This window comes from Alteribacillus sp. YIM 98480, from assembly GCF_009765375.1.
GTDB lineage: Bacteria > Bacillota > Bacilli > Bacillales > Marinococcaceae > Alteribacillus.
In genome coordinates this window covers 50569-76425 of record NZ_VTOK01000011.1, presented here as the reverse complement: position 1 = coordinate 76425, position 25857 = coordinate 50569, and the positions used below count along the sequence as shown (strand labels likewise).

The 25857-nt window shown below is 38.5% G+C and carries 37 protein-coding genes and 2 riboswitches; of the genes, 29 read left to right on the top strand and 8 right to left on the bottom strand.

Features of this window, described 5'->3' with window-relative positions; genetic code table 11:
• Positions 1-77 precede the first annotated feature (77 nt).
• The 15 genes from FZF09_RS14725 to FZF09_RS14655 all read left to right on the top strand — a co-directional run bounded on the left by FZF09_RS14725 (position 78) and on the right by FZF09_RS14655 (position 8577).
• Positions 78-506 (top strand): hypothetical protein, encoded by a 429-nt coding sequence (locus FZF09_RS14725; protein WP_158737368.1) that lies wholly within the window; start codon positions 78-80, stop codon positions 504-506.
• Positions 507-520: 14 nt separating this feature from the next.
• Complete coding sequence (gene gvpA / locus FZF09_RS14720) at positions 521-793, top strand: gas vesicle structural protein GvpA (protein WP_158737367.1); 273 nt, start codon at positions 521-523, stop codon at positions 791-793.
• Between the two features lie 191 nt (positions 794-984).
• Positions 985-1155 carry a hypothetical protein gene (locus tag FZF09_RS14715; protein WP_158737366.1) on the top strand — a complete coding sequence of 57 codons (171 nt, stop codon included), beginning with the start codon at positions 985-987 and terminating at the stop codon, positions 1153-1155.
• 39 nt (positions 1156-1194) lie between these two features.
• Entirely contained in the window at positions 1195-1467 is a 273-nt protein-coding gene (gene gvpO / locus FZF09_RS14710) for a gas vesicle protein GvpO (protein WP_158737365.1), read from the top strand.
• A 5-nt stretch (positions 1468-1472) separates the two neighbouring features.
• Complete coding sequence (gene gvpN, locus FZF09_RS14705) at positions 1473-2468, top strand: gas vesicle protein GvpN (RefSeq protein WP_158737364.1); 996 nt, start codon at positions 1473-1475, stop codon at positions 2466-2468.
• 13 nt (positions 2469-2481) lie between these two features.
• Positions 2482-3243 carry a GvpL/GvpF family gas vesicle protein gene (locus tag FZF09_RS14700; RefSeq protein ID WP_158737363.1) on the top strand — a complete coding sequence of 254 codons (762 nt, stop codon included), beginning with the start codon at positions 2482-2484 and terminating at the stop codon, positions 3241-3243.
• Entirely contained in the window at positions 3240-3479 is a 240-nt protein-coding gene (locus FZF09_RS14695; RefSeq protein ID WP_158737362.1) for a gas vesicle protein GvpG, read from the top strand. The genes FZF09_RS14700 and FZF09_RS14695 overlap by 4 nt, the downstream gene beginning before the upstream one ends.
• A 15-nt stretch (positions 3480-3494) precedes the next feature.
• Positions 3495-4325, top strand: a complete 831-nt coding sequence (locus FZF09_RS14690) for a GvpL/GvpF family gas vesicle protein (RefSeq protein ID WP_158737361.1) — start codon at positions 3495-3497, stop codon at positions 4323-4325.
• A gap of 10 nt (positions 4326-4335) precedes the next feature.
• Entirely contained in the window at positions 4336-4533 is a 198-nt protein-coding gene (locus FZF09_RS14685; protein ID WP_158737360.1) for a gas vesicle protein, read from the top strand.
• A 48-nt stretch (positions 4534-4581) separates the two neighbouring features.
• Complete coding sequence (locus tag FZF09_RS14680) at positions 4582-4863, top strand: gas vesicle protein K (protein ID WP_158737472.1); 282 nt, start codon at positions 4582-4584, stop codon at positions 4861-4863.
• 25 nt (positions 4864-4888) lie between these two features.
• A complete protein-coding gene (locus tag FZF09_RS14675) occupies positions 4889-5218 on the top strand; it encodes a gas vesicle protein (RefSeq protein ID WP_158737359.1) in 330 nt (109 codons plus the stop codon).
• Positions 5211-5405 (top strand): hypothetical protein, encoded by a 195-nt coding sequence (locus tag FZF09_RS14670; RefSeq protein ID WP_158737358.1) that lies wholly within the window; start codon positions 5211-5213, stop codon positions 5403-5405. Before FZF09_RS14675 ends, FZF09_RS14670 begins: the two co-directional genes overlap by 8 nt.
• A gap of 337 nt (positions 5406-5742) precedes the next feature.
• Positions 5743-6678 carry a DMT family transporter gene (locus FZF09_RS14665; protein ID WP_158737357.1) on the top strand — a complete coding sequence of 312 codons (936 nt, stop codon included), beginning with the start codon at positions 5743-5745 and terminating at the stop codon, positions 6676-6678.
• 160 nt (positions 6679-6838) lie between these two features.
• Entirely contained in the window at positions 6839-8188 is a 1350-nt protein-coding gene (locus tag FZF09_RS14660; protein ID WP_158737356.1) for a hypothetical protein, read from the top strand.
• A gap of 146 nt (positions 8189-8334) precedes the next feature.
• On the top strand, positions 8335-8577 hold the full coding sequence (locus FZF09_RS14655; RefSeq protein ID WP_158737355.1) for a DUF2584 family protein: 243 nt from the start codon (positions 8335-8337) through the stop codon (positions 8575-8577).
• A gap of 85 nt (positions 8578-8662) precedes the next feature.
• Here FZF09_RS14655 and FZF09_RS14650 read toward each other — a convergent pair whose 3' ends face one another.
• A complete protein-coding gene (locus FZF09_RS14650) occupies positions 8663-9469 on the bottom strand; it encodes a 2OG-Fe dioxygenase family protein (protein ID WP_158737354.1) in 807 nt (268 codons plus the stop codon).
• Between the two features lie 141 nt (positions 9470-9610).
• Here FZF09_RS14650 and FZF09_RS14645 point away from each other — a divergent pair, with 141 nt between their 5' ends.
• Both FZF09_RS14645 and FZF09_RS14640 read left to right on the top strand, forming a co-directional pair.
• Positions 9611-11773: a type IA DNA topoisomerase gene (locus tag FZF09_RS14645; RefSeq protein WP_158737353.1), complete on the top strand. Its 2163-nt coding sequence runs from the start codon at positions 9611-9613 to the stop codon at positions 11771-11773.
• 37 nt (positions 11774-11810) lie between these two features.
• Complete coding sequence (locus tag FZF09_RS14640; RefSeq protein ID WP_158737352.1) at positions 11811-12380, top strand: DUF421 domain-containing protein; 570 nt, start codon at positions 11811-11813, stop codon at positions 12378-12380.
• A 32-nt stretch (positions 12381-12412) separates the two neighbouring features.
• Here FZF09_RS14640 and FZF09_RS14635 read toward each other — a convergent pair whose 3' ends face one another.
• Complete coding sequence (locus FZF09_RS14635) at positions 12413-12931, bottom strand: DUF3231 family protein (protein WP_158737351.1); 519 nt, start codon at positions 12929-12931, stop codon at positions 12413-12415.
• A gap of 411 nt (positions 12932-13342) precedes the next feature.
• A riboswitch (guanidine-I (ykkC/yxkD leader) is annotated at positions 13343-13436 on the top strand.
• Between the two features lie 43 nt (positions 13437-13479).
• On the opposite strand from FZF09_RS14635, the gene FZF09_RS14630 reads away from it, so the two are divergent.
• The 3 genes from FZF09_RS14630 (at position 13480) to FZF09_RS14620 (ending at position 14612) form a co-directional block, all read left to right on the top strand.
• Entirely contained in the window at positions 13480-13827 is a 348-nt protein-coding gene (locus FZF09_RS14630) for a DMT family transporter (RefSeq protein ID WP_304503069.1), read from the top strand.
• Positions 13827-14141: a DMT family transporter gene (locus tag FZF09_RS14625; RefSeq protein WP_158737350.1), complete on the top strand. Its 315-nt coding sequence runs from the start codon at positions 13827-13829 to the stop codon at positions 14139-14141. Before FZF09_RS14630 ends, FZF09_RS14625 begins: the two co-directional genes overlap by 1 nt.
• A gap of 138 nt (positions 14142-14279) precedes the next feature.
• Positions 14280-14612, top strand: coding sequence for a DUF1516 family protein (locus FZF09_RS14620; RefSeq protein ID WP_158737349.1), 333 nt, complete (start codon positions 14280-14282; stop codon positions 14610-14612).
• A gap of 159 nt (positions 14613-14771) precedes the next feature.
• Here FZF09_RS14620 and moaC read toward each other — a convergent pair whose 3' ends face one another.
• The 4 genes from moaC to FZF09_RS14600 all read right to left on the bottom strand — a co-directional run bounded on the left by moaC (position 14772) and on the right by FZF09_RS14600 (position 17583).
• Complete coding sequence (moaC, locus tag FZF09_RS14615; protein WP_158737348.1) at positions 14772-15257, bottom strand: cyclic pyranopterin monophosphate synthase MoaC; 486 nt, start codon at positions 15255-15257, stop codon at positions 14772-14774.
• A 42-nt stretch (positions 15258-15299) separates the two neighbouring features.
• The gene (locus tag FZF09_RS14610; protein WP_158737347.1) at positions 15300-16613 is read right to left on the bottom strand and encodes an NCS2 family permease; all 1314 of its coding nucleotides are present in this window, start codon (positions 16611-16613) and stop codon (positions 15300-15302) included.
• A gap of 89 nt (positions 16614-16702) precedes the next feature.
• The gene (gene thiW, locus FZF09_RS14605; RefSeq protein WP_158737346.1) at positions 16703-17197 is read right to left on the bottom strand and encodes an energy coupling factor transporter S component ThiW; all 495 of its coding nucleotides are present in this window, start codon (positions 17195-17197) and stop codon (positions 16703-16705) included.
• 56 nt (positions 17198-17253) lie between these two features.
• The gene (locus FZF09_RS14600) at positions 17254-17583 is read right to left on the bottom strand and encodes an ion channel (RefSeq protein ID WP_158737345.1); all 330 of its coding nucleotides are present in this window, start codon (positions 17581-17583) and stop codon (positions 17254-17256) included.
• A 173-nt stretch (positions 17584-17756) separates the two neighbouring features.
• Here FZF09_RS14600 and FZF09_RS14595 point away from each other — a divergent pair, with 173 nt between their 5' ends.
• The 5 genes from FZF09_RS14595 (at position 17757) to FZF09_RS14575 (ending at position 21939) form a co-directional block, all read left to right on the top strand.
• Complete coding sequence (locus FZF09_RS14595) at positions 17757-18305, top strand: tyrosine-type recombinase/integrase (RefSeq protein ID WP_158737344.1); 549 nt, start codon at positions 17757-17759, stop codon at positions 18303-18305.
• A 20-nt stretch (positions 18306-18325) separates the two neighbouring features.
• Positions 18326-19792: a potassium/proton antiporter gene (locus FZF09_RS14590; protein ID WP_158737470.1), complete on the top strand. Its 1467-nt coding sequence runs from the start codon at positions 18326-18328 to the stop codon at positions 19790-19792.
• A gap of 254 nt (positions 19793-20046) precedes the next feature.
• Entirely contained in the window at positions 20047-20205 is a 159-nt protein-coding gene (locus FZF09_RS14585; RefSeq protein ID WP_158737343.1) for a hypothetical protein, read from the top strand.
• Entirely contained in the window at positions 20202-21101 is a 900-nt protein-coding gene (locus tag FZF09_RS14580; protein ID WP_158737342.1) for an AEC family transporter, read from the top strand. Before FZF09_RS14585 ends, FZF09_RS14580 begins: the two co-directional genes overlap by 4 nt.
• 85 nt (positions 21102-21186) lie before the next feature.
• Positions 21187-21939, top strand: coding sequence for a FixH family protein (locus FZF09_RS14575; RefSeq protein WP_158737341.1), 753 nt, complete (start codon positions 21187-21189; stop codon positions 21937-21939).
• Positions 21940-22002: 63 nt separating this feature from the next.
• Here FZF09_RS14575 and FZF09_RS14570 read toward each other — a convergent pair whose 3' ends face one another.
• Both FZF09_RS14570 and FZF09_RS14565 read right to left on the bottom strand, forming a co-directional pair.
• A complete protein-coding gene (locus tag FZF09_RS14570) occupies positions 22003-22212 on the bottom strand; it encodes a 2-hydroxymuconate tautomerase family protein (protein ID WP_091584642.1) in 210 nt (69 codons plus the stop codon).
• A 15-nt stretch (positions 22213-22227) separates the two neighbouring features.
• Positions 22228-23442, bottom strand: coding sequence for a YbfB/YjiJ family MFS transporter (locus FZF09_RS14565; RefSeq protein WP_158737340.1), 1215 nt, complete (start codon positions 23440-23442; stop codon positions 22228-22230).
• Positions 23443-23556: 114 nt separating this feature from the next.
• Positions 23557-23665, top strand: a riboswitch (TPP riboswitch).
• On the opposite strand from FZF09_RS14565, the gene FZF09_RS14560 reads away from it, so the two are divergent.
• From FZF09_RS14560 to thiS, 4 genes are all read left to right on the top strand, one after another.
• Positions 23660-23992: a hypothetical protein gene (locus tag FZF09_RS14560; RefSeq protein ID WP_158737339.1), complete on the top strand. Its 333-nt coding sequence runs from the start codon at positions 23660-23662 to the stop codon at positions 23990-23992. Its footprint overlaps the riboswitch before it by 6 nt.
• Positions 23922-24539 (top strand): thiamine phosphate synthase, encoded by a 618-nt coding sequence (locus FZF09_RS14555; protein WP_158737338.1) that lies wholly within the window; start codon positions 23922-23924, stop codon positions 24537-24539. The genes FZF09_RS14560 and FZF09_RS14555 overlap by 71 nt, the downstream gene beginning before the upstream one ends.
• The gene (thiO, locus tag FZF09_RS14550; RefSeq protein ID WP_158737337.1) at positions 24523-25668 is read left to right on the top strand and encodes a glycine oxidase ThiO; all 1146 of its coding nucleotides are present in this window, start codon (positions 24523-24525) and stop codon (positions 25666-25668) included. Before FZF09_RS14555 ends, thiO begins: the two co-directional genes overlap by 17 nt.
• Positions 25652-25855, top strand: coding sequence for a sulfur carrier protein ThiS (thiS, locus tag FZF09_RS14545; protein ID WP_158737336.1), 204 nt, complete (start codon positions 25652-25654; stop codon positions 25853-25855). The genes thiO and thiS overlap by 17 nt, the downstream gene beginning before the upstream one ends.
• Positions 25856-25857 lie beyond the last annotated feature (2 nt).

The window sequence follows — 25857 nt, the reverse complement described above, 5'->3', positions numbered from 1 at the left end:
CTTCCAAAATAAATAAACAAAAAATAATAGCAGGTGCTGCTGCAGGCATTAGTGTTACAGGAGGAGCTATATATGTCATGAAAAAAAATGGATTCTCCAAATTATCAGCCAAAAAAGAACAAGCAAAAGAAGCAGCCAAAGAAGAAGCGTTCGAACAAGTAGAAGAATCACAGAAGCTAAAAAATGCCGCGGCAGCCACTGTCATAGCTAAAAAGTTTTATGACGCATTTGAAAAAATTCGTAAAGCGAAAGAACACGTGGAAGAAAATTTAATTGATGCCAAAGAGCAACTGAAAGATAAAGGACAGGAAGCAAAAGATAATCTCCAGCAGCTTAAGGGTGAAGTAAAAGAAAAAGGAGAAGAAGCTAAAGAAGAAATCAAAGAAAATATCGGAGGAGATAAAGATCATAGTGGTATAAAGAAACCTTCTGATATAAAAGGGCCCGTTGATGTAAAAGGTGCGACAGACATTAAAGGAGCAAATAATATTAAAAAAGTAACATAAAGGAGCTGATCAGTGTGGCAGCTATCCAAAAGAGTACAGATTCATCCAGCTTAGCAGAAGTGATTGATCGTATTCTCGATAAAGGCATTGTTATTGATTTATACGCAAGGGTCTCCCTTGTCGGAATCGAATTGATCACTGTTGAAGCACGCGTAGTTATTGCAAGCGTGGATACGTGGTTGAGATATGCAGAAGCGGTTGGCCTTCTAAGAGATGAAGTGCAAGGTGAAATAGATGATGAGTCAGGTACTAATGAAAGAGGCCAGCAGCAGTTGAATTTTGCATAGTTGGAAAGTTCGGTTAGCGAGGAGACTCTGAAATAGTGTTTTCAGAGTCTCTGGTTCTTATACTTTAGGAATATTTAACTTTATTAAAGGATCAAAGTATAAGCAAAACTACGCTTTCTGCCATAGGACTCGGCAGCAAGCCAAGTTTTCCTATCAAGGTAAGAAACATAAATATTTGGCGTTTTATTTAAATGTCTAGCTACAGCGCCTGCCCGCTCGGGGTTCCTTCGGTCCATCAATGGAAAGCAAAGATCAGCTTTCCATATGCCGGCCCTCCAGGACTTTTCGCGGGCTCCCAGGATGGGAGTCAGTTCGGCGTTGTCACAGGACGTGACGCTCGTAGCCGAACTTCCTTCTTTTAAGGCGCTCGCGCTTTTCTTACAATGTAGAGGTGAAAAGACATGAAAATGGAAGAAATAATCTCAACAGTGCACGAGTTTTTTTCTAAATATGTTCAGCCGCCTTTTCGCATTACCTCTGTAGTTAAACAAGAAAATGGATGGGATGTTGAACTAGAAGTAATAGAAGAAAAAGAATATATGAAAGCTTACGCCAAAGACCAACTGCTTGGAGTGTATGAAGCTAAGCTAGATCAAGACATGGAAGTGATTTCTTTTGAACGGGTCAGCCTGCGTCCTAGAAGTGCACCGTTAGATAAAAACGAAGGGGGGTAAACGTAATGGCGGTGAATAACACACCATTAAAAACAAAAGAAAAAACAGATGAGGAAAAGAATGAATATCAAAAGTCATCTACTTTTACAGAAAATCAAGAAGAGAAAGATGCTTCAAAACAAGAAGAACATTTTATAAAAACAAAAGAAAAAGCAGCGTTACTCTCGCGGACAAAAAAATATATAGAAGCCGGTTTTCCTGTTCACTTCACCGGACCGTCCGGAGTTGGGAAAACATCAATGGCACTCGAATTAGCCCGTCAATTTGAACAGCCTGTTATGCTTCTTCACGGTAACCATGAACTTTCTAACACGGATTTGTTGGGCGGTTTCACTGGTTATACATCTAAAAAGGTGATAGATAATTACGTTAGAACCGTATACAAAAAAGAAGAAAACCTTACAGAGCAATGGAGTCCCGGTCGATTAATGGAAGCTGTTAAAAAAGGATATACCGTTGTTTATGATGAGTTCACTCGCTCTAAACCAGAGACAAACAATTTATTTCTTTCTGTTTTAGAAGAAGGTGTATTGCCTTTGTACGGAATGAAACAAAAGGATTCATTTATCCGGGTCCATCCTAACTTTAAGGTGATTTTCACAAGCAATCCGAAAGAATTCGTTGGTGTGTATCATACTCAAGATGCTTTGATGGATAGATTGATTACCATTCCTATAGAAAATGAGGATGAAAAAACGGAAACGCGGATGCTGGCAAAGAAAACGAATTTAACATCAAGAGAAGCAGGTATTATCGTAACGTTTATTTCACGAATCAGAAAAACGTGCGAAGAAAAAAAAGAACAAGGACCAAGTTTTCGAACAGCGGTTATGATCGCTGAAATTTGTAAGAAAAACAATATATCTATAAATAATGAAAACAACACATTTGCCGATGTGTGCTCTGATATGGTCAGCGCTTATGTCATGAAGTGTAAAGGATACGAAAACCAGAATAAAGCGGAACGATTAATCAAACAAGAGTTAAAGAAAACGGGATAAGGAGTGAAGCAGAATGGCTGAAGAATTCGGATGTTACCTTTTTTGTGCAATAAAAACAGAGGAAAATCAAACCTTTGGCAGTGTTGCTCTAGCTGGGGAAGAAAGGAACGTATATACCGTTCACTATAAAAATTACGCTATGGTCGTGGCTGATGCTCCTATCAAAGTGTACGAACCAAGCCGTAAAAATGCAAAAGCTCATCAGGAGACGATAGCAAAAGTGATGAAAAAGTTTACGGTTGTTCCGATGAGTTTTGGCACCGTATTAAAAACGAACGAAGATGTTTACCTTTTACTAGAGCAACTAGAGGAGCAATTAAAAGAGATCTTTCCAAAGATAAACAACAAAATAGAAGTCGGTTTAAAAGTAATTGGGAAAAAAGAATGGCTAAACCAAGAAGCCAGTCAGCAATCTGATATAAAAAAATTAAAAGATAAAACAAAACAGAAATCAAAACAAGAAAGTTATTATGATCAAATTCAGCTTGGAGAGCGTGCGGAGCGTTTTGTAAGAGGGCTGCATGAAAGAATGGAGAATGAAATATTTTCTCCATTGGCGGAAATCGCTGATTCTTCAGTCAGCAACGAAGTGATTAGTGAGCGAATGCTTTTAAATGCTTCTTTTCTCATTGATTTAGAGAAAGAAGAGAAGTTTGATGAACTAGTTAATGAACTGTACGAAAAATGGCAGGATAAAACAGAATTTAAATATACTGGCCCTTGGCCTGCTTACAACTTTATAGACATTAAGCTAAAAGCGAAGAGCGCTACATGATACACAAATTATTTACGTGGCCGCTTGATACGGTTATAACCGTAGGGGAAAAAGTGAAAGAAGAAGTGGACAAAGAACTTTACGACCTTGATCATATCCAGAAAAAACTTGCTCATGTCCAAATGTTATATGAAATGGGAGATATAACGGAAGATGAATTTGACGAACAAGAAGAAGAACTACTAGCCCGCTTTCGAATAGCTAAAGAAAGAGAGCAGGAGGAAATCGAGGATTAGAAAGGAGTAAGAAAAATGGATGTATCTGCCCAAACGGATACCTTGATTTATTTATATGCATTTATACCAAGAAGAGAGTATGAGCAGACAGAGATTGATTCTTTAGAAGGAATAGAAGCTCCTTATGAAGTGGAATTTATATCATTTAAAGAGATTACGGCAGCTGTAACGAAAGTGCCGGAAGAAGAGTATTCGGAAGCCAATTTACAAAAAAATGTAGAAAATCTCCGGTGGCTGCAGGAAAAAGCATATCATCACCACAACCTGATGAATCAACTACATACACACTTCACCGTTCTGCCTTTAAAATTTGGTACGATTCATGAGACAAAAAGCCGGTTGGAAAAAGTAGTTGAGAATCAGGACAATAACATTCTAACTATGCTTGAACAATTGAAAAATAAGGAAGAATGGAATGTGAAAATCTATGCAGATAAAGATCAATTTGTTTCCTCTTTTATGGAAAACGATAGCGAAGTAAAAAAGAAAAAAGAAGAAATAAATCAACTGTCTCCAGGAAAGCAATTTTTTGCCAAAAAGAAAATGAATGAATGGGTGGATGAAAAAGCCAAAGCAGATATGATCTCACTTTGTGAGAAGTTTCATGAGAAGCTAGCACAATATAGTATGGATACGGAGTTAAAAAAGAACTGGGAAAAGAAAATAACAGGCAGAAAGGAAGAAATGTGCTGGAACAGTGTTTATCTTTTAAAAAAAAATCAAAAGGAGCAGTTTTTAGACTGTCTCCAATCAAAAAAAGAAGAGGCAGAAAAGGGTAATACTGGGCTTATCTACGAAATAACTGGACCTTGGCCAGCATACCACTTTTCACAGTTTAAGGAATGAGGTGAAAGCCATGCAGCAAGAGAGCCTGGAAAATAAAGATGTATCGCTGCTGGATATTTTAGATGCTGTGCTTGACAAAGGGGTTGTTATACGCGGAGATCTTACCATTTCCATTGCTGATATTGATTTAGTGTATTTAGATTTACGTATTTTACTTGCATCTGTAGAAAAGGTAAAAGAAACAGACGCAAGGGTACACCCGTCTTAATAGAAAGGAGGCCATTTGAAAGTGGATAAAACAAAATCACTTTCTTCCATGCAAATACACGAGCCGCAAGGGCGCATTTCTCTTGACCCGGAAAAAGCAGAAGAAGGATTGTCACAAATTGTATTAACTGTTATTGAATTGCTCAGGCAGCTTGTAGAAAAGCAAGCAATGAGAAGAGTGGAAGGGGGAGATTTAACAGAAGAACAAATAGAACAGTTAGGAACAGCTTTAATGAAATTAGAGGAAAAAATGGAAGAAATGAAAGAAATTTTCAATCTTGATGATGAAGATTTGAATATAGACTTGGGACCACTTGGGAATTTACTATAAAAAAGTATTAGAAGGAGGCTTCCACATGCCTGTAGAACATCCAGTAGAATCGAATAGTTTAGTAGATGTGTTAGAGACAGTACTAGATAAAGGGGTCGTTATTGCAGGGGATATCAAAATTAATTTAGCCGATGTAGAGTTGTTAACGATAAAAATTAGACTTATTGTTGCTTCTGTTGATAAAGCAAAAGAAATCGGCATGGATTGGTGGGAAAACGATCCGCACTATTCCTCTCACGCTAACAAATTACAAGAAGAAAATCAGTCACTGCAAAAGAGGGTAAAACAGCTGGAACAACGCCTGGAAAATGAATCTTCGATAATGGAAAAGAAAGAGGAGACTTCACATGATTAATCAATTTATACAAGATATCGGACACCTTATAAAGGACTTAGAAAAAGAAGATCGTTCTTCAGTCAGCAGAGTGTACGAAGAAACGGCACAGGATAATATGCCGGTGAGAAGGTATGAATATCATTTCACAAGTAAAACTTTAAACAATGACGATCCTGACTCTAATATAGAAGGGCGTGAGAATTAAAAATTGAAAAAAAGACCTGGCGGCGTTAAAGATTAACCAGCTGACTTATCTTAAAAAGGTATAAGTCAGCTGGTTATTTTATTTACACTGTAAGAACACTAGAAGTAAAACTATGGCATTTAACATCATCATACCCTTTTCCTGAACCTGTAATTGGTACTCTAAATATATCGTCAAACAATGGTCAAAACTATTTTATTATAATATTGGTTTGTATGGTTTTTTTAAAAAAGAGGTGAGAAAATAGGGGGGCTCCTCCAAAAATAAATCATTCCCCAGTAAAAAAGCAGTACATCCTCTTTTAGAGAGACCTAAGAGAAAAAAGAAGGTGATGGCAATGCGTTCAATGACTGCATATGGAATTACTGTAGCTGGAGCATCCTTTTGGGGTCTAACCGGCCTTTTTGTACAAAACCTTTATATTTTTGGTCTTTCTCCGATCCAGGTAGTCACCGTTCGTATGGTGCTCTCCACGATTATAATGTTCGCCCTAGTCAGCATCATACGACCCTATCTTTTAAAAATATTTATTCGCGACATTCCTCATTTTGTTGGTCTTGGTGTTGTCAGCATTGCGTTGTTTAACTGGTGTTATTTTACGGTAATGGAGCAGTCATCTCTTTCTGTTGCAGTGGTGCTGCTTTACACCAGCCCAGTATTTGTAGCTCTCATGTCAAGGTTTATATTCAAGGAGCCCCTGACTCTTAATAAAATCGCAGCAATTATACTTACACTGGCTGGCTGCAGCCTTGTTGCGGGTTTGCTGCCGGGAGGGGCAATGAATATAACATTCACCGTACTAATGATAGGAGTAGCTTCTGGATTTTTTTGTGCACTGTATAGTGTTATTGGGAAATTTGTGAGCAGAAAATATCATTCCGTTACGATTACGGCCTATTCTATGCTTTGCGGCAGTATCTTTTTATTACCGATCAGTAATTTGGAACAAAACGTAAAGCCGTTTACTCATCCTATGACATGGGTATATGCTGTGGGAAGCGTGCTCATATCAACCATTTTAGCTTATGTATTATATACAGCGGGCTTAAAGTATATCGAATCCAGCCACGCCGCGATCTTATCTACCGTAGAACCAATTGTAGCTATCATGGTAGGAGTTACGGTATTTAACGATATTCTGACGGTTTGGCAAAGTCTTGGGATAGTGCTGGTATTCTCTTCTATTTTGTTAGCAGTATTTTCGAGAAAAAAGAAATTCATTGCAAAGAAGAAAAAAAAGCAATTCTCTCTTGTTTTTCCATATAAAAAATAAAGCAATGGTGTGTTATAGCAGATCATTTGGATGGAACGGTAAAAGCGATTTATTATATACGGTTATGATACGTTTAAAGAATGCCGTACGGAACACAGTGTTCTTTAAAAACTACTACTGTTTTTACCATAAAACTTGACAAAAGAAGCGAGGAAAACGTATGCAGGGGTTTAAGTTTTTAACATACACGATGTATGTGTTCTTATATGTCATTCATATTTTTATAGAAAATAATAGTTTACTTTACGGAATAGGCTTGCTTGGAATTGCTGCATTTTTTATATCTTTTTATGGAGCAAGCCGCACCTATCAGGTGTTAGCCGCGGTATTTTTTAGTGTTTCTGTTTTCTTATTTTTGGTGTATAACCTCCCGATAAAGGATGTTCCGTTTTATTTCACCTCAATGGGGTTATTACTATCGCTATTGTACATGATTCCGCTTATAAATCATTTTATGATTGTCGGCAGATATGAACGGTCTTTATACCGGTTATTACAATCAAATACTGCTGATTTAGCGCAGTTTTATCGTAGAACATCCTTTACACATTATGTGTTGGGGCTGTTTATATTTCTTTCAGCCATTCCTATTGTGTACCGGTTTGTCGAGAAGCGTTTAAATGGATTTTCACAGGACGTGTTCCATCGATTTGCCACGCAGTCAATGCTTCGCTCGTTTGCTAGCGTGAATGTGTGGAGTCCGATTGAAGTATATATTGCGCTGGTCCTTGGCATTACAAGTGTTTCGTATTTAAGCATCCTGCCTTGGCTCTTTGGTTTCTCGATTCTTATGTTAATGCTCGATTGGCTTCTGGCAGGAAAGTATCGTAAATATTCGATTGTGAATGAAACTGGCCCGAAACGATTTATCACAAAAAAAGAAGGACGAAAATTGGTAACAATGGTGCTGTTTCTTGTGTTGTTTATTAGTACGGCATCTATGGTGCATTTGCTTATAGGTATTGATTTTTTCGAAGCCATTATTATTGTTATCTTCCCTTACACTTTTATATGGGCGGCAGGTATTAAACGAATGAGAACTTTTAGACGCTATAATATTCTTACATGGCCCAGACAGATTAATACCATGCAAAACTTTATGCTGCTTTTTTTAACTTTAGGGCTTTTTAATGAAATTGTAGAACAAACGAATATTTTTGCAGCTGTGCGCGCCTCTATGACGGGGATAGGAGAAACTCCTATTTTGTTATTATTATTATTACAGCTTAGTGCTCTTGGGTTGGCGTGTGCTGGGGTACATCCGCTAGTTACAATTAGTATGCAGGGACTGTTTGTAGAACCATTTTTACAAGAGATAAACCCGCTTAGCATAGCAATTGTGATGATTACTGCTACGCTTGCAAATGATGCAGCAGGAACATTTAACGTACCGATTACTATGATGAGCCAGTATATGAAACGACAACCTTATCAGCTTACACTTTGGAATTTGCCGTTTGCTTTAATGTTTGGGGGCACGGGAGTAGTGATTGCTTATCTCCTGTTATAAATGATGTGAAGGTATTTAGGGGGAGAGTGTGGAATATAAATGATAAGTTGTGTATAAAAAACTTTACTGGACACCTAATTTTTCTAATACTTTATTCTCTTAAGTAAAATAAAAAATTTAAAGTATAAAGAAAGAAGGGTAATAAAATGGGTTTCTCTATGGAAATGAACTGGGAAATTATTACTCAAAAAAAAGCAGAACGCTTAGGGGAACGCTCTTTTCGTTTAAAAAAAGAAGGATATCACATGTTTCCGCTTGACACTAAATTACCGATTCAAACGACCGAAGAAAAAGCACCCTTTGGAAGAGCAATTATTACAAAAGTGGAGTGGGGTGCAGGTTGTACTACTCTCCACTATGAGCTTGTTTCGTTGAGCTCTGTTAATTAATGGCAGTATGCCTCACCATTGAAAAATACGAAAGAGCTAACCATAGGTATACTTTTTGGATTAGCTCTTTCTCTAGTAACAATTTCTAAACAAACACCATTTCCTTTGTTTCCCCACGCATGCTTCGAACTTCATCAGGATTAGCAATGACTGTCGGCTGAAAATCAATAAGTATAGCCGATCGTTCTCCTGGACCGTCTGCATCTCCTTTTTCTACCTCACCGACATAATGTGTAACTAAGGGATCATACACACCGTAAGATTCTAAAGGGTTTTCTAAATAAAAAGAAGTCGTTATATCTTTTTCATTCAAGTCCTCCGGCATGTTGCCGCGCTGAGAAGGATTAGAAATAGCATTCATCCCGCCAGTAATGTTTCGTCTTCTAATTAAGTGAGCAAAGGTAAAGGGTTCGCCGTCTTGATGAAGGTTGTTTGGTGATGATACGGCCACATCCCCCTCTTTTTCGACTTGCAATTTCACAAAGTGGATTCCCGCATGAACGGGCATTAACGCATCTTCTCTCATCCAAAACGTTTCTTTAAAATCAAAACGAATAATTTCTTCAAGTAGTCTATTGGTCATCGTATCCTTTGTCAGCGAAGGAAAACGCCGATATTCACCGGTATATTCCGGGTTAAAGCTGCCTTGAAAGTATTCGTAATAGGCTTTTCCATTCACTTCGGATTCAGGAAGCCATTGAATTTGATATGTTTTAGGCATGATAACAGCCCTGGCATAACGCCGGTAACGATTTAATTGAGGGGCATATTCATCAGGCGGCAGGTTGTCAAAAGCACTTGTCAACTGCTCTAGATCTGTTTCTATTCCTTCATATTTAATCATATTTATTAAGTCATAATAGGCAAAGCCAGTTTCTTTTAATTGGCTCACAAGTATTACCTCCAACTGAAATATAACTCCTTAACACTATAAAAGTTTATCACGTTTCCTAGAATAGCAAAATGATCTATAATGATGGAAGGAACATTCGTTCTTATTGTAAACAGAATAAAAAATCAAGGAGCGAAGAAAATGCCTGTTATTTTAGCCGAAAAACCGAGTCAGGCAAAAGCTTATGCCGAAGCTTTTCCAAAAGGAAGTAAGAAAGAAGGATTTATAATTATTCCAGCTTGTTCTGTTTTTCCAAATGGCGCGCTGCTGACATGGGGAGTTGGTCATTTAGTGGAATTAAGGTCTCCGGCTGAGTACGAACCTTCTTGGAAACGCTGGAATCTCTCACAGCTTCCTATGATACCAAACACATTCCAATTTAAGCCTAGCTATAAAACGAGAAAACAGTTCCAGATTGTTCGAAGGCTTCTCCAAGAAACTAACGAAATTATTATTGCTACTGATTGCGACCGCGAAGGCGAAAATATTGCAAGGAGCATTATATATCATGCGGGGGCAGAGCATAAACCGACCCGGCGTCTTTGGATTAACAGTTTGGAAAAAGATGAAGTGAAAAAAGGATTTGAGCAGCTCCATCAGGCCGAGCAATATGTAACCTTGTACGAAGAAGCTCAAGCCAGGCAAATTTCAGACTGGGTAGTCGGTATGAATGCCAGCCGTTTATATACATTGCTTTTGCAGAAAAAGGGAATACAACATGTTTTTAGTGTAGGGAGAGTACAGACACCAACCTTGAAACTTATTTATGAACGTCAAAAAGAAATGGAAGAGTTCACACCAGAGCCATTTTTTGAAGTGAAAGCTCAATTTAAAACAGATAGGGGCTCATACGAAGGGAAAACGAAAAAACGTTACAAAACAAACGAAGAAGCCAAAAGTGTATTAGACAAACATGGAATTGCCTCCAAAGACAGATGTGAAGTGAAGGAAGTAAACGTTTCACAAAAGCGGGTGAAGCCTCCCATGCTTCATTCCCTTTCAACACTCCAGACTTTGGCTAATAAGAAATATAAATACAGCCCGTCTAAAACATTGGAAATAGTGCAATCTCTTTACGACCAGCCGTTGAAGCTTGTCACTTATCCAAGAACAGACACACAGCATATTACTAAAAACGAATTCGCCTATATTCAAAAAAATCTATGCTCTTATCAAAAGTTAACCGGTTATATGTTTGAACCTTCGTCCTTTCAGCCCAAAAAAAGATATGTAGACGACAGCAAAGTTAAAGAACACTATGCTATTATTCCAACGAAAAAACTTCCAACTGAAGCAGCTATTCAAAAGCTGCGCACAGATCAAAAAAATATTTATTTTGAAATCGTAAAAAGCGTATTGGCCATGTTTCATTACGATTATGAATTTGAAGAAACAAATGTGATAACCGATGTAAAAGGATTGAATTTTTATAGTAAAGGCAAAGTAGAAAAAGCAAGAGGCTGGAAAGAGCTGTTTGACAGCGGAGTTACTAAACAAAAACAAGGAAAACAGCAGCTTCCAGAACTTCCGCCAGTACACAAAGGTTTACAGGCTGACGCTTTTATCCATATTAATAAAGAGATGACAAAACCGCCAAAACCATACACAGAAGGACAGCTTATAAACATGATGAAAACGTGCGGACAGGTTATTGAAGATGATGAAGAAGCGAAGGCTGTTTTAAAGGAAGCAGAAGGACTTGGGACAGAAGCAACACGAAGCGGAATTATTAAAACACTCATTCGACAAGAGTATATCGAAGTGAAAAAGAACATTGTTTATGTCACTAAAAAAGGAGAAATACTCTGTCAGGCCGTGGAAGGCACGCTTTTATCCAAACCGGAAATGACAGCAAAATGGGAAATGTTTCTTAAAAAAATAGGGCAGGGAGAGGCACAAAAACAAACATTTATTAGTAATACCGCTGCTTTTACAAAAAAGCTTGTCGCTTCGGCAACGTTAGAAGTGGACAACTTAAAAGTCAATACAGAAGGTTTACCTGCGCAAAAGAGAAATTTTAGAAAAAAGACAGCAAATGATCCAATTGCTCTTTGTCCCGCCTGTAAAAAAGGAAACATTGTGCAGCGACAATCATTTTATGGCTGCACGGAGTATAAAAATGGATGCAGACAAACCTTTAATAAAACGATATTAAAAAAGACAATTACACCCGCACAAATCAGACAGCTGTGCGAGAAAGGGGAAACTCGTTTGTTAAAAGGCTTTAAAGGAAAAAAGACATTTGATGCTAAACTTGTTTTAAAACATAACAAGGTAGAATTTTCTTTCCCGAGCTCCACATAATAAGGAATCATAAGAGTGGATAATAGGGAGGGATATTATGAATTTTATTTGGGAATCAGTCGTTCTTGTATTAGGTGGCTTGCTGCTTTTAAGAGTGGCTGGGAGAAAATCAATCAGTCAAATGACAGTAGCTCAAACCGTCATTATGATTTCTATAGGGTCACTGATTATTCAGCCAATAATAGAAACTTCTATCTGGAAGACGATCGTTTCTTCGGCTATCTTTATTGGTTTTTTGCTTCTCATGGAGTACTTGCAGGTCAAATTTAATGCGATTGAAAAACTTTTGACTGGAAAATCCAAAATAGTGATTAGAGATGGTCAAATTCAGTATGATCAGCTAAAACAACTTCGATTTACAGTGGATCAATTAGAATTGAGATTAAGGCAGCAGGGGATAACTAACCCAGCTGATTTGAAAACAGCAACATTAGAATCAAACGGACAGCTAGGGTTTGAGTGGATGCCTAAGAAACGGCCGATAACAGTCGGGGATCTTGAACAGCTTTTGGGTAAATCGTTAACAGAGGTTGAAAATCCGCAAAATGTATTTACAGAAGCAGTAACCAAGCATCATCCGGTTTCAAACAACAAGCAATTCAAATAAGGGAGGACCATAAAGGTCTCTCCCGATATTTGTTATACGGTTACCCCTTGAGGAGCATTCATATGAAGCGGTGGTAAAACAAGCCAGCCTTTTTCTTTGTTCATTCGCAGTACCTTCGCACCTGCTTGTGCTTTATTCGTGTGATATTGACCGAATAACATAGCAATGTCTTCACGGGTACTTTCTCCAATGATTTGGCTGCAGCTAACCAAACCGGTCGCTATATCTTTGGCAATCATTGCTGATATTTCCGGATCGTTAAAGCGCGCTCCTATCGGAATATCTTCCGGATGAGAGTAAGGTCTTTCCGGAGGGGAAGGAGGCAGCCCAACGCCGTTTTCTTTTAACACTTGTTCAATTTCCATTTCTTCTCGTCTTGCTCCATCTACCATGTCTTCAAGCAATTTGAACAAATCAGCGTCTCCAGCGTGGTTCATATAGGTTTGGTAACTAGAAATAGCTCCTTTTAGTCCAGTTAAATACGTCCACAAACTAAAAACTTCCCCGTAATGCATCGGTTCTTCATATTGATTTCCGCTTAATATACCCATGATCATCCTCCTCAATGAGATCATTATAGGTCTCCTTTTATAATTTCAGGTATTCTGAAATGGGGGGGTGAACCGACATTTATTAGGCTGTGCAAACCACGCAAAAATATATATGGAGACAGGTGGTATGAAAACCAATAAATAAGCACGGGACTTTTTGTAAAGAAGTATAGTTTAGAATACAGAATAAGAAATTAACGGAAAGCAAAATTTTTATGACACTGCAAGAATTTCATCATTCATTTCTATATCAGTATAAACGAACATTAATAAAATTTCCTCGTTATCTTTCGATTTTCGCTTCAGACGGACGCTTTCCGCTACAATCGATATCATGTTCGTTTTTGATAATCAAAATAGCACTTATGAAATTTATTCCACTAAGTCAGTTTTTTCGTTATAATAAAAATACACATTGTTTTCTAGGGTTCCGCTTATTTAGGCCTGGTCCGAGAGAAAACACACAGTACCAACTGTGGCACGGAGGGAGAAAAGCCCGGGAGATCTTCAACAATGAGGACTCTCGGGCTTCTTTGAGGTGAAATGTAATGAATATAGAATGGTTAAAAGTTATTACGGCTGCTGTATTTGAAGTCATGTGGGTAATTGGTTTAAAGTATGCCTCTACTGTTATGGAGTGGGGAGGAACACTTTTTGCAATGTATGTTAGTTTTCATCTATTGGTTATGGCTGGAAAAAATCTTCCTGTCGGCACCGCTTATGCTGTGTTTGTTGGACTTGGAACAGCAGGAACTGTTTTGGCTGATATTATCTTCTTTGGAGAACCTATAAAGGTCATGAAAATCATTTTGATCCTTGTTCTGTTAATTGGGGTTATTGGTCTCAAATTGGCAGGTGATGAAACACCAGAGAAGCAGAAGGAGGTTCGCATGTAATGGCATGGTTTTATTTAATAATTGCCGGATTTTTTGAGATGACAGGAGTTACCATGATTAATAAGTTACATACCGAAAAAAGTAAAACAGCTTTTGTTTTGATGATAGCAGGGTTTGGTTTAAGTTTTATATTTTTGTCTTTAGCTATGGAAACCCTGTCAATGGGCACCGCCTATGCGGTGTGGACAGGAATAGGAGCAGCGGGGGGAGCACTTGCAGGAATCTTTTGGTACGGTGAATCCAAAAGTTTATTTAGGATAAGCTGTATAGCATTAATCGTGTCAGCAGTAATTGGATTAAAGCTTATCTCATAACACTTGAGAGAAAAGTGATACTTCTTTTAACAATAGGGGTAATCCCTTGCAGAGGGTATTTTAGTTCTATATATTGGGAAGAGAAGATAGAGTGAAAACATGTAAAACTTAATTTCTAAAAAAGGAGAAATGAGCACGATGGAAAGCATTTTTTACGAATCTCATGCAGGTTCATGGTTTTTTTTGATCTTGTTTTTTGTTATTAGTTATTTTTTCACAAAACAAAAGATCACCTTGATGCTGCAGCGCTTGTTTGCACTAATCATGATAATAACAGGTATTGGAACGCTCTTCTTTTATAATTTCCCGCTTCTTTATATTTTAAAAGGAGTGCTTGCCATTATACTTATTGCCGTGATGGAAATGCTGGTTGCTCGTAAAAAGAGAAATGAACCTCAAGGCGGTTTATGGGCTGCTTGTATTATTTTAATTATAGCTGTCTTACTTTTAGGCTTTAACGTAATTGGATAATAAAAAGCCAGAGCATCAGGTCTTTTACAACCTGCGCTCTGGCTTTTTTGTACTTTGGAATTTAATTTTGTTAAAGGATAAAAGTATATGCAAAACTGCCAATTCCACCACTTGGATACAAACGTTTCCAATAGCGTCAAGGGGTACTCGCATTTCTTCTTATTCTCTTTCAAAGTCCCCGTTTTTACCACCGGTTTTCTTTAACAAGTAAGTTGGACCGATGATCATGCCTTTATCGACTGCTTTACACATATCGTAAATCGTGAGTGCTGCAGTGGAAGCGGCTGTGAGAGCTTCCATTTCAACCCCTGTGTTCCCTTTTACTTTTACTTCAGAGGTGATGAGAATGGTATATTCTTCATCCTCGGTAACAGACCATTCAAATTGAATATCCACTCCATTTAAGGAAAGCGGGTGACACATTGGTATAATATCTGCTGTTTTTTTGGCTCCCATAATTCCTGCTACCTGAGAAACGGCAAATACGTCTCCCTTTTTGTTTGTGCCTTCCTGAATCTGGTCGTATACTGCTTTAGTCACTGTGATACTAGATCTTGCTATTGCTATACGTGCAGTTTCTTTTTTTTCTGTAATGTCAACCATTTTGGCACGGCCTTGTTCATTAAAATGAGTAAACTCCGACACATTTACCATTCCTTTTTCTATGAATATTTTTACCTGCTGAGTTTAATGCGGTAAATAAATGAGCTGGAATAAAAACAGGACAGCGAAGACATAAACGAGCGGATGAACAGTCTTTCCCTTTCCTTTAACGCATTTAATCAATGGATGAGAAATAAAACCAAAAGCGATTCCAGTAGCAATACTTGATGTTAATGGCATGCTTAAAATTACTAAAAAGGCAGGAAAAGCCTCATCAAATTCTTGCCATTTGATTTGTGAAACGGATCCGAGCATCAGGCTTCCTACAATAATTAGGACAGGAGAAGTGATAGCAGGAAGTCCAGAAACAGCACTCACTGCAGGCCCAAAAAAGATCGCCAGAATAAACAGTACTGCCACCGTTATGGTTGTAAGTCCTGTTCTGCCGCCAGCTGCTACTCCTGAAGAGGACTCTATATAAGCACTAGTCGGACTTGTCCCAAAAATAGAACCGACTGTTTTTGCAACTGAGTCAGCTAATAGAGCTTGCCGTACTCTTGGCATTTTATTGCCTTTCATCAGTCCTGCTTGCTCTGCAACACCGATCATTGTACCAGTGGTATCAAAAATAGTAACAAGTAAAAAAGAAAATACTACAGCGTAAAGACCGTATTGAAAAACATCAATAAAGGCTTCTAGTGGAGAGCCGAATATAAACCATTCCGGATTAGGCGGAGCAGAGGTAAAACCATCTTCAAAACTCAAGTGGCCGGTAAAAAATGCAATAATTCCGGTAATAACCATCCCTAAAAATAAGGCACTATTGACATTCATGGCCATGAAAATAATAGTAATGCCAAGCCCGATCAATGTAAGAAGCACTTGAGGAGACTGCAGATCACCTAGAGCTACTAGATTTTCTGGATGAGCTACAATCAGCCCGCTCATTCTCAAACCGATAAAAGCGATAAATAACCCGATGCCAGCAGTTATGCCATATTTTAAATTGGAGGGTATAGCTTCAATTAATTTTTCCCGAAAAGGAGTCAAGGAAAGTATGACAAATAACACTCCAGACACAAAAACAGCCCCAAATGCTGCTTCGTATCCGATTTGGTCATTTGCTCCGACTACGGAGTAAGCAAAATAAGCATTTAACCCCATCCCTGGTGCAACCGCAATTGGATAATTAGCAAAAACAGCCATCCACAATGTCCCAACAACTGTAGCTATAATGGTTGCCATAAAGACATGTTCAAAAGGAACGCCTGCATCGGAAAGAATGATCGGATTAACAACTACAATGTAAGCCATTGTTAAAAATGTCGTTATTCCGGCGAGCAGCTCTGTTTTTGTATTAGTATTGTTAGCCTGTAGTTTAAATAGCTTTTCCAACATGAATGATCACCCTAAAAACGAACTTTTAAAAAACCATGTTTAATAATATTCGTTTTTAGATTTTTTTACAAGGGCTGCATCAAATCTTTTTAAGAGCGGATCCGTTGTAATATATTTCTTTGTTCAAACATTTTAAGTAACGCATAGGCAAGAATACCTCCAGTGAATGCACTTAATAAAAAGGAAGGCACAAATGCAAATAAAGCAGTTGTTTCTCCGAGTAGAAGACGGGCAATTGGATATGTAAGCAAGGCTCCAATAATTCCTGTACCAATAACTTCTCCGGCTGTACTAATATTTAATTTTTTTGTGTACTTATACAAAATACCAGCAAATAGAGCTCCTACCATACTTCCAGGAAAAGCAAAGATGGAGCCTGTCCCAAACATATTCCGAAGAAGGGAGGTGCCAAATGCTTGAATGACGGCGTAGCCAGGTCCGAGCAAGACGGCAGAGATGACATTTACAAAGTGCTGAACAGGAAAAATTCTAGCGAATCCAATTGGGATAGAAACAAAAGGACTTGTCACTGTCGCAATGGCAATTAATAAAGCAGTGTAAGATAATTTTTTTGTGTGGTTCATGTGCGGTCCCTCCTTCTATAACTATCTCAAGAAAAAAGCTATTCTTCAATAAAACATCATGCTTTTTCGGAGGAAGAGAGAACAAATACAAGCATAATTGGAAACAGATAACCGATTACAGACTGAATGGTAGCTACAAGCTGTGAATAACCGACAGGGGTAATATCACCATAGCCGACAGCTGCCATCGTAATAACACTAAAATAAATCGATTTCCAGATAAATGTGGTCATTGAAATATCCTGGTGCTGCTCATAGTGATCGATAACATGTCCCATTTCAGTTACTTCTAAAACCATGTATATAACAGCAAAGCTAACAGAAACGTTTATGAATAACATGGAAAGGAAAAAAAGTGCGGTCCATTTGTTATTTAAAATACTCATGCTTATCCTCCCCATAAATAAGGCTTGATTATTTTATGGTTTTTACATGAGAATAATGAGTCGCATTAAGCGTATATTCAGATTTTTTTCATAGCATGTGTTACTATGAAAGTAACATAACATAAGGTTAACATAGTTTTTTGTAACTAATTGAATAGAAGGAGCACTTATTAATGGAGTATGTAAAGCCCATAAAAGAATTAGAAGTGATATTTTTAATGAAACGTGAGCTAAAACAACAATCTTCGAGAAATTATTTGTTATTCGTTATGGGTATTAATACAGGGTTAAGAATCAGTGAAATTCTTGCTCTTTCCATTAAAGACGTGTATCAAAGCAACGGAGAACCAGTGGATTTTTTAAAATTAAAAAGAGAAGATGTCTATCTTAATGCGCAAGTGAGGCGTGCCCTGAGATGGTTTGTAAAAAAACATCCATTTAGTAATCCAGAAAGTTATTTGTTTCTATCTTCTCGAGGGGAAACAGCGATCAGCAGGCAGCAGGCTTATCGCATTATTAACCAGGCTGCGGAAAATGTGGGTTTGGCAGAAAAAATTGGTCCCCACACGTTACGAAAAACGTTTGGTTACCATGCCTATAAGATGGGGATTGCGGTTTCACTTATACAAAGACGCTTTTGTCATCACACACCAGCTGAAACGCTAAGGTATATCGGTATAAATAAAGAACAAGTAAAACCACAGCTGGATATAAATTTATAGGGAGGGGGAGCCACGTGTTAATCGGAAGTTTTAATATCGATTCCTTTGTCTTATTAGCTGCTTTGCTATTGATTGTTGGCGTCAGTGTCACAAAATTTTCATCACGTCTTGGTATGCCCTCCTTGGTGCTGTTTATTTTAGTAGGAATGTTAATTGGAAGCGATGGATTAGGCATTATTTATTTTGATAACGCAGAACAAGCTCAATTAGTGGGTATTATTGCGTTGGTTATTATTTTGTTTGAAGGTGGTACACAGACAAAATGGTCAACCATCCGGCCGGTTATGTGGCCGTCTGTATCACTGGCTACAATCGGAGTATTGATAACATCCTTGATTGTTGGTTTTGCTGCTAGGTTTGTTGTCGATCTATCCTGGCTTGAAGCACTTTTACTTGGAGCTATTGTAGGTTCGACGGATGCTGCAGCCGTATTTGCCTCGCTTAAAGAGCGTAATATCAGCACAAAAGTTGGGGCAACAATGGAAGCTGAATCAGGCACAAATGATCCAATGGCTGTCTTTTTGACTTTAATCTTTATCGAATTGATCACTGTGAATCAGCCTAATTATTTACTTTTGTTTGGCTCCTTTTTTTGGCAGATGGGACTGGGTTTATTAATCGGGCTAGCACTTGGTAAAGTTGCCTCTATCTCTATTAATCATATTAACTTGGATTCGAGTGGACTGTATCCTATTTTTGCCCTTTCGTTCGCTCTATTAACATACAGCACAGCTTCCCTAATAAATGCAAGTGGTTTTTTGGCTGTATATGTTGCTGCTCTTGTTATAGGAAACTCCGAGTTGACGTATCGACACTCGATTTTTCGTTTCAATGAAGGTTTTGCATGGATGGCACAAATATTAATGTTTATTATTCTTGGTTTACTAGCGTTTCCGGAACAAATTTTATCTGCCCCTGTAATAATAAACGGCCTGCTGTTATCTGCTGTTCTAATTTTAATAGCACGGCCTGTCGCAACATTTTTATCAACCATTGCAATGAACTACTCGCTAAAAGAAAAAACATTTTTGGCCTGGGCAGGACTGCGAGGAGCAGTGCCAATTGTACTGGCTACATTCGCTATTGTGGCAGAAGTAGAAAAGGGACAAATGATCTTTAATATTGTTTTTTTTATTGTATTAACTTCTGCTCTTATTCAAGGTTCGTCGCTTTCGTTTATGGCAAAGAAACTTGGATTGTCTGGTCCAAAAAAAGAAACGCCGCATCATTCCCTTGAACTAATTTCCATAGGTAAAGCAAATGCTGAAATTATTGAATTTAAAACGGATGAAAATACGCCTATTGTCGGGCAGAAGCTTCAGGATATTGAGTTTCCAGATACAGTACTGGTAAGTGCAATTGTTAGGAACGAAAAACTAGTCACTCCCTATGGAGAGACGGAAATTAAAGAAGATGATTTCTTATATATTCTTGTTTCACGCAAACAAAAAAACAAGCTCCGCCGGATGTTAAAGCGTGATTATTAAACGATTAACCGACGAAGGCAGAAGGTGTGATAAAATGAAGACGGCAATTATTTTAGTAATGAGGTTAACAGCATAAGAAAAACGACGACATTTGCCTTAGACATGCGGCGGCAAGCCGTGCTTTTCTTATGCTTTAGAAGTGTTTAACTTTGTTAAAGGATCAAAGTATAAGCAAAACTATGAGTTTCGTCATTTGGATTTGGCGGTAAGCCAAGTTTTTTTAAAGATAAGAAATTATAAATATTTGGCGTTTTATGTCTAGCTCCGGCGCCTACTCGCTCGAGATTCCTTCGGTTCGTCAATGGAAAGCAAAGATCAGCTTTTCATATGCCGACCCTCCAGGACTTGTCGCTCGTGAGCAAGGCGCTTGCGCTTTTCTTAAATGGATTTTATTAAAGGTGGTCTTTGTATGACTGTACTTTTTGACGTTTTAATACCAATTGCTCTTATCTTTTTAACAGGTTTTTATTTGCAAAAAAAACAGATGATAGACGTTCGTTCTGTTTCATCTGTTGCTCTTTATATTTTAACACCTGCTCTCGTTTTTCGAACATTTTACACAACAGAACCTGATGGGGACTTATTTAAAATTGCTGTTTTTTCTGTATTGTTCTTACTAGTTATGCTTCTCGTTAATCGATTATTTGCTTACTTTTTTAAGTGGAATTCTAAAGAAACAAGCGGTATGGAACTTGCTGTGACTTTCATGAATTCTGGGAATTACGGTGCACCTTTGATATTATTTGCTTTTGGTGAAACAGCTTTTGCATATTCCGTAGTGTTTATGGTTATTCAATCGCTTTTAATGAGTACAGCTGGAGTATATTTGGCGAATCGAAGCAGTTTAACAGCAGCTGATGCTTTCCGGGTTGTGTTGAAGATGCCTGTTTTTTATGCTTTAATACTTGGAGTGTTGTTTCAAGCTTTACATATAGATATAAAAGAAACGTATATGGATGCGGTTAGTATGCTGGCGGATGCTGCTATTCCTGTTGTGATGGTGGTTCTTGGGATGCAGCTGTCAAAAATATCAATTTCTTCGCTGGAATGGAAACTAGTCAGTATAGGTACCTTATTAAGGCTTGTGATTTCCCCATTAATAGCTTTGGGACTTACTGCTTTGCTTCAAACAAATAGCACGTTAAGCATTGTATTGATAGTTTCTACTGCCATGCCCACAGCTGCCACCATAGCGATGATAGCTGTTCAATTTGATTCCAGTCCACAGCTGGTATCAAGTATTACATTAGTGACAACACTTTTAAGTGTGCCGTCTTTGTGGATATTGCTTACAATCATAGGAGTGTAAAAGAAGTGTCACAGGTGTTAAACGAAATATAAATTCAAACTGGTACAATAATTACTATAAACCCTATAGAAAGAAGGGAACAACATTGAAAAAGATAAGCGCCATCTTTTTATTTAGTCTTCTATTAGCGGCTTGCGGTCAAACGGAGGAAAAGGAAGGACAAACGAGTGATAACAATGATCCTGAGGAACCAATAGAAGTAGAAATTGAAATGGCAGAAGAAGCAGAACAAGAGGAAAAAGTTGAAATAGGGGCTTTGGTTACTCAAGGAGAAGAAAAAGTAACAGATGCTAATGAAGTGCTTTTTGAAATATGGAAAGAAGGCGAAAAAACGGAAAGCGAAGAATTTTTGGCTGACGAACCGGAAGATAACAAATATTCGATTGCACACACCTTTGAAGAGGACGGTGTTTACCATGTTACTGCACATGTGACAGCTCGAGGAATGCACAGCATGCCAACGGAGGAAATTACAGTAGGTCAGTCCGTTGAAAAAACAGAAGACAATGGTGAGGAAACAGATATTCATGCTGGTCATCAACATGGTTCTCCTGTAACGGCACATTTGCAATCTCCCTCTGAATTCAAAGCAGGAGAAGAAATGGAGATGTCGTTTCAAGTGACTGAAGAAGGAGAGCCGATACGTAATGCTAGAGTAAGGCTTGAGATATGGCAAAAAGGAGACGATACGCGGGACTGGATTGATGCTGAGGAAGAAAGTGGTTTATATATTGCTTCTCATACCTTTGAAGAATCAGGGGATTATATGATGACCGTTCATATTGAAGATGAGGAAGATCTGCACGAACATGTAGATAAAATGGTATCAGTAAAATAAGATAGAGATCTTATTACGAGACTGGCTCCAGTGTGTGAAGGAGCCAGCCCTGCCTATGAATCGTTATTCTCCTCTTTTTCTCCGTTCTGTAATAGGCTCTGCTCCAATCCCCCAGTTGTCTGTTTCTACCTCATCAATCACGACTACAGTAGTGTTAGGATTTTTACCAAGCACGTCTTGTAACAATTTGGTACTCCCAGCGATGAGCTCCTTTTTTTGTTCAGCAGTTACTGGTTCTTGTTCTTTTGTAATTTTAATATTAATGTATGGCATACATTTTCTCCTTTCTCATTTCAGTGGGTAAGAAACTTTTGATTTCATCTGTTTTTTTTCTAGTCCTTGTGCTATCCCGAGACACCCCATTCCAGTTAAAAGTACAGCACCTGCAAAGTAAAAAGAGGAAGATAAAGCTGCCGTTGCTGATATGAGTAAGCCGGCAGCAATGGGTCCTATCATTTGGCCTAGACTATAAATGAAAGTAAATCCCCCAATTATATTATTGCTTTGTCCCACAGCAGCATTCCTCGCTTCTGCCATAGTTAGTGTTACAATCCCCATAAAGGTTGCTCCAAAAAGAAAAGAGCCAACTAATGCACCGAAACCATTAAAGAAAATAACAGGGAAAAGAACACCTAATATTTGCAGAAAAAAAGCAGCCTGCAATGCTGCAAGGTTTCCAATTTTAGAAGCAACGCCAGACCATATAACACATGAGGGAGCAGCAGCCGCACCGACTAAAACCCAGGTTAAAGAAGGGTTCGATTGAAGCATCGGAATGTCACCTGCAAAAGCCACCAAATAAGTTCCGCTGATTATGTAACCGATTCCTTCTAGTCCATAAGCGGCGCAAAGCCACGGTAATATCGTTCTCGTTTTTGACTGGACTAGATTATTTTCTGCGTTTTTTATTTCAGGGCTCTCTTTTTCAGGTGCTTCAGAAAGTCTTTTCCAGGTAAATAATGCTAGAATAGAGGATAATATTCCAAGAGCAATCCAAATCCCTGCCCAGTCAAATGAAATGGATAAAAGTGGTACAAGAAGTCCGGTAGAAAATATACCTAATCCTACTCCTCCAAATAGGTATCCTGTCCAAGAAGCACGCCCTGCCCTGACTAGGTGATCTATGACAATGCTTGAAATAAGAACAAAAACAATACCGCTTGTTACCCCAGATAAAAAGCGTAAAAGATGCCAGATTAACTCATTTACGACAACTCCCATCAAGAAAGTAGAAGCTATGTTCAAGATCAAATGAAAATATGCATAATAGGCTTTTCCTTTTTTCCATGCCATTTTTCCTGCTAGAAGAGCACCTACAAGATAGCCAAAGTAATTGCTAGAAGCCAAGTATCCAGCTGTTTCATTATTTAAATGTGTTGCTTCTACCATTAATGGCAGGATGGGAGTGTAAGCAAATCTCCCAATACCCATTACGACAAACAGACCTGCCATTCCTGCTGCTAACATAAGTATTGCATATTTTTTTGAAAGTACTTGCATCATATATAACACGTCCTTGCTTTAACTTCCTCTATCTTATCACAGTTGCCGTTAAAATCACTTTTCCTAGTTTGACAGATTCGGTATGTTTGTTTTAAAATTTAGAAAAATACTAAATACAACCACTAGGGGTGCCTTATAGAAAGGCTGAGATTAAAGTGAACCTTTAAAACCCTCAGAACCTGAACTGGATTATTCCAGCGGAGGAAAGTGGAGCGAAATGGACATAACAGACAAAGCTGACCAGACCGCTTTCCACTTTCAGGAAAGCGGTCTTTTTAAATGTCTAGGAAATTATATTTTTTCAATTGTAGATAACTATTTCCATATCATTTTGGCCGCGTCTAGCTCCAGTGCCTACTCGCTCGAGATTCCTTCGGTTCGTCAATGGAAAGCAAAGATCAGCTTTCCATATGCCGACCCTCCAGGACTTGTCGCTCGTGAGCAAGGCGCTTGCGCTTTTCTTAATAAAAGGGGGTATTATGAAACCGTCCTTGCACGTTATTTCTACTGGAAATCAATCCCTAGAAAAATGGTTGAATATAACCGCTAACATTCATCCGTACGTTGATTTCATCCACATTCGTGAAAAGCTGTGGGATGTAAAAAAGATGGACGCTGCGATACTGGGATTATTAAACGCAGAAGTGCCTCCTCGTAAAATCATTCTTAATAACCGGCCGGAGTTGACAGCTGCGTATGGTTTAGGGGGCGTTCATTTTCCTGAAAACGTACCAATTCATAAATCGATGGAAGATAAATGGTTAACAGGCTGTTCTATACACAGCCAAGAAAACGCTGTAAAAAAAGAAATGGATGGTGCAGACTATTTATTTTTTGGACATGTCTTTGAAACAAAAAGTAAGCAAGATACTCCTCCTAGAGGTTTAAAGTCGCTGACGCAGGTTGTAAATTCCGTAACATGTCCAGTTATAGCGATAGGAGGAATCTCTTCTCAAAGAGTGAAGGATTGTGTTTCTCACGGAGCCAAAGGTATTGCTGTAATGTCTGGCATCTATGGGGCAGTCCAACCAATCGAGAAGGCAAAAGCTTATCAAAAAGCTTTAAAAGAGGAGGCATTACATGAAGAAAACATATGATGTGCTGATTATTGGCGGTGGCGTCAATGGCTGCTCTATCGCTTATCAAATGTCCAAAAGAGGTTATCAAGCAGCTGTGCTTGAAAAAACTAGAGTTGGTGCAGAAGCATCCAGCGCAGCTGCTGGAATGCTTGGGGCACAGGTTGAAATCAAAGAAAATGGACCGTTTTTTGATTTTGCGAGAAAAAGCAGAGATATGTTCTCTCAGTTGGTACCTGAATTAGAAGAAACGTCAGGAGTTCCCGTGTCTTATGTACGGAATGGAATGCTAAAAGTGGCTCAGACTGATACGGAAGTAAATCATCTTTTAGACATGCTCGCTTTTCAAAAAAAGGCGGGAGAACGAGCAGAGTGGAGAGATCCGAATGTAATCTCTGTCCAGGAACCAAACATAAAGGGTGATATAAAAGGAGCCCTTTATATTCCTGGAGATGGCCAGGTGAAAGCTAAAGAATTAACCCAGGCCTATGCACGCGGAGCAAACCTATTAGGAGCAGATATTTACGAATTTACTCCTGTCACAGGATTGTTAGAAGAAAAAGGAAGGGTAAATGGGGTGACTACGCCTTCTGGCCGCTTTTATGCCGAACATGTGGTACTCGCTGGCGGGGTTTCGTCTGATTTAATTCCAACTGCAAAAGCGAACATCCCTTCCATGATACCAGTAAAAGGCGAGTGTGTATCAGTCAAACCTGCAAAACCAGTAATGACAGCAACCATTCATGCTTCTGATTTTTACCTTGTTCCAAAACCTGGCGGAAACATTATCATAGGTGCAACCGAACAAGAAGGCCGCATGGATAAACCAGTTAGTGCAAGAGCTGTTCAGGAACTGCTTTCAAAAGCAATCCGGCTTGTCCCTGACCTTCAAGATGCCGAATGGGTCGAGGCATGGAGCGGTGTACGACCGCAAACGATTGATGGTATGCCGTATTTGGGTGCTGCTTCCATTAAAGGGCTGTGGATGGCAGCTGGCCACTACCGTAACGGTATATTGTTATCTGCATTAACGGGGGAATGGATGGCAGATTTAATAGAAGGCACTGCTGATAATGAGGAATGGATCCGGGCATTTGCTCCATTGCGATTAAAAGATGGAAAGGAGAATCTGGTTGAAACTAATCATTAATGGCATGACAAAAGAAATACCTGATAATAATTCTAATGTGACATTATTGCTCAACCATCTGCAAATCGGTCAAAAAAAAGCGGTAGTTGAAAGAAATGGAAATATTTTAGTCAAAGAACAACATGACAATGAACCCGTGAAGGACGGGGATAAATTTGAAATAGTTCATTTTGTTGGAGGAGGATAATA

What these genes read in the sequence shown, in the direction of transcription:
- FZF09_RS14630 (WP_304503069.1), top strand. Translation starts at nt 13,480, where the DNA reads ATGAATATAGAATGGTTAAAAGTTATTACGGCTGCTGTATTTGAAGTC.
- thiW (WP_158737346.1), bottom strand. Translation starts at nt 17,197, where the DNA reads ATGAACCACACAAAAAAATTATCTTACACTGCTTTATTAATTGCCATT.
- FZF09_RS14655 (WP_158737355.1), top strand. Translation starts at nt 8,335, where the DNA reads ATGGGTTTCTCTATGGAAATGAACTGGGAAATTATTACTCAAAAAAAA.
- FZF09_RS14580 (WP_158737342.1), top strand. Translation starts at nt 20,202, where the DNA reads ATGACTGTACTTTTTGACGTTTTAATACCAATTGCTCTTATCTTTTTA.
- FZF09_RS14660 (WP_158737356.1), top strand. Translation starts at nt 6,839, where the DNA reads ATGCAGGGGTTTAAGTTTTTAACATACACGATGTATGTGTTCTTATAT.
- FZF09_RS14560 (WP_158737339.1), top strand. Translation starts at nt 23,660, where the DNA reads ATGGACATAACAGACAAAGCTGACCAGACCGCTTTCCACTTTCAGGAA.
- FZF09_RS14570 (WP_091584642.1), bottom strand. Translation starts at nt 22,212, where the DNA reads ATGCCATACATTAATATTAAAATTACAAAAGAACAAGAACCAGTAACT.
- FZF09_RS14675 (WP_158737359.1), top strand. Translation starts at nt 4,889, where the DNA reads ATGCCTGTAGAACATCCAGTAGAATCGAATAGTTTAGTAGATGTGTTA.
- gvpN (WP_158737364.1), top strand. Translation starts at nt 1,473, where the DNA reads ATGGCGGTGAATAACACACCATTAAAAACAAAAGAAAAAACAGATGAG.
- FZF09_RS14665 (WP_158737357.1), top strand. Translation starts at nt 5,743, where the DNA reads ATGCGTTCAATGACTGCATATGGAATTACTGTAGCTGGAGCATCCTTT.
- FZF09_RS14645 (WP_158737353.1), top strand. Translation starts at nt 9,611, where the DNA reads ATGCCTGTTATTTTAGCCGAAAAACCGAGTCAGGCAAAAGCTTATGCC.
- FZF09_RS14625 (WP_158737350.1), top strand. Translation starts at nt 13,827, where the DNA reads ATGGCATGGTTTTATTTAATAATTGCCGGATTTTTTGAGATGACAGGA.
- FZF09_RS14685 (WP_158737360.1), top strand. Translation starts at nt 4,336, where the DNA reads ATGCAGCAAGAGAGCCTGGAAAATAAAGATGTATCGCTGCTGGATATT.
- FZF09_RS14620 (WP_158737349.1), top strand. Translation starts at nt 14,280, where the DNA reads ATGGAAAGCATTTTTTACGAATCTCATGCAGGTTCATGGTTTTTTTTG.
- gvpO (WP_158737365.1), top strand. Translation starts at nt 1,195, where the DNA reads ATGAAAATGGAAGAAATAATCTCAACAGTGCACGAGTTTTTTTCTAAA.
- FZF09_RS14690 (WP_158737361.1), top strand. Translation starts at nt 3,495, where the DNA reads ATGGATGTATCTGCCCAAACGGATACCTTGATTTATTTATATGCATTT.
- FZF09_RS14565 (WP_158737340.1), bottom strand. Translation starts at nt 23,442, where the DNA reads ATGATGCAAGTACTTTCAAAAAAATATGCAATACTTATGTTAGCAGCA.
- FZF09_RS14715 (WP_158737366.1), top strand. Translation starts at nt 985, where the DNA reads ATGTCTAGCTACAGCGCCTGCCCGCTCGGGGTTCCTTCGGTCCATCAA.
- FZF09_RS14610 (WP_158737347.1), bottom strand. Translation starts at nt 16,613, where the DNA reads ATGTTGGAAAAGCTATTTAAACTACAGGCTAACAATACTAATACAAAA.
- FZF09_RS14600 (WP_158737345.1), bottom strand. Translation starts at nt 17,583, where the DNA reads ATGAGTATTTTAAATAACAAATGGACCGCACTTTTTTTCCTTTCCATG.
- FZF09_RS14695 (WP_158737362.1), top strand. Translation starts at nt 3,240, where the DNA reads ATGATACACAAATTATTTACGTGGCCGCTTGATACGGTTATAACCGTA.
- FZF09_RS14640 (WP_158737352.1), top strand. Translation starts at nt 11,811, where the DNA reads ATGAATTTTATTTGGGAATCAGTCGTTCTTGTATTAGGTGGCTTGCTG.
- thiO (WP_158737337.1), top strand. Translation starts at nt 24,523, where the DNA reads ATGAAGAAAACATATGATGTGCTGATTATTGGCGGTGGCGTCAATGGC.
- FZF09_RS14595 (WP_158737344.1), top strand. Translation starts at nt 17,757, where the DNA reads ATGGAGTATGTAAAGCCCATAAAAGAATTAGAAGTGATATTTTTAATG.
- FZF09_RS14725 (WP_158737368.1), top strand. Translation starts at nt 78, where the DNA reads ATGAAAAAAAATGGATTCTCCAAATTATCAGCCAAAAAAGAACAAGCA.
- FZF09_RS14680 (WP_158737472.1), top strand. Translation starts at nt 4,582, where the DNA reads ATGCAAATACACGAGCCGCAAGGGCGCATTTCTCTTGACCCGGAAAAA.
- FZF09_RS14670 (WP_158737358.1), top strand. Translation starts at nt 5,211, where the DNA reads ATGATTAATCAATTTATACAAGATATCGGACACCTTATAAAGGACTTA.
- FZF09_RS14635 (WP_158737351.1), bottom strand. Translation starts at nt 12,931, where the DNA reads ATGGGTATATTAAGCGGAAATCAATATGAAGAACCGATGCATTACGGG.
- FZF09_RS14585 (WP_158737343.1), top strand. Translation starts at nt 20,047, where the DNA reads ATGTCTAGCTCCGGCGCCTACTCGCTCGAGATTCCTTCGGTTCGTCAA.
- FZF09_RS14555 (WP_158737338.1), top strand. Translation starts at nt 23,922, where the DNA reads ATGAAACCGTCCTTGCACGTTATTTCTACTGGAAATCAATCCCTAGAA.
- FZF09_RS14700 (WP_158737363.1), top strand. Translation starts at nt 2,482, where the DNA reads ATGGCTGAAGAATTCGGATGTTACCTTTTTTGTGCAATAAAAACAGAG.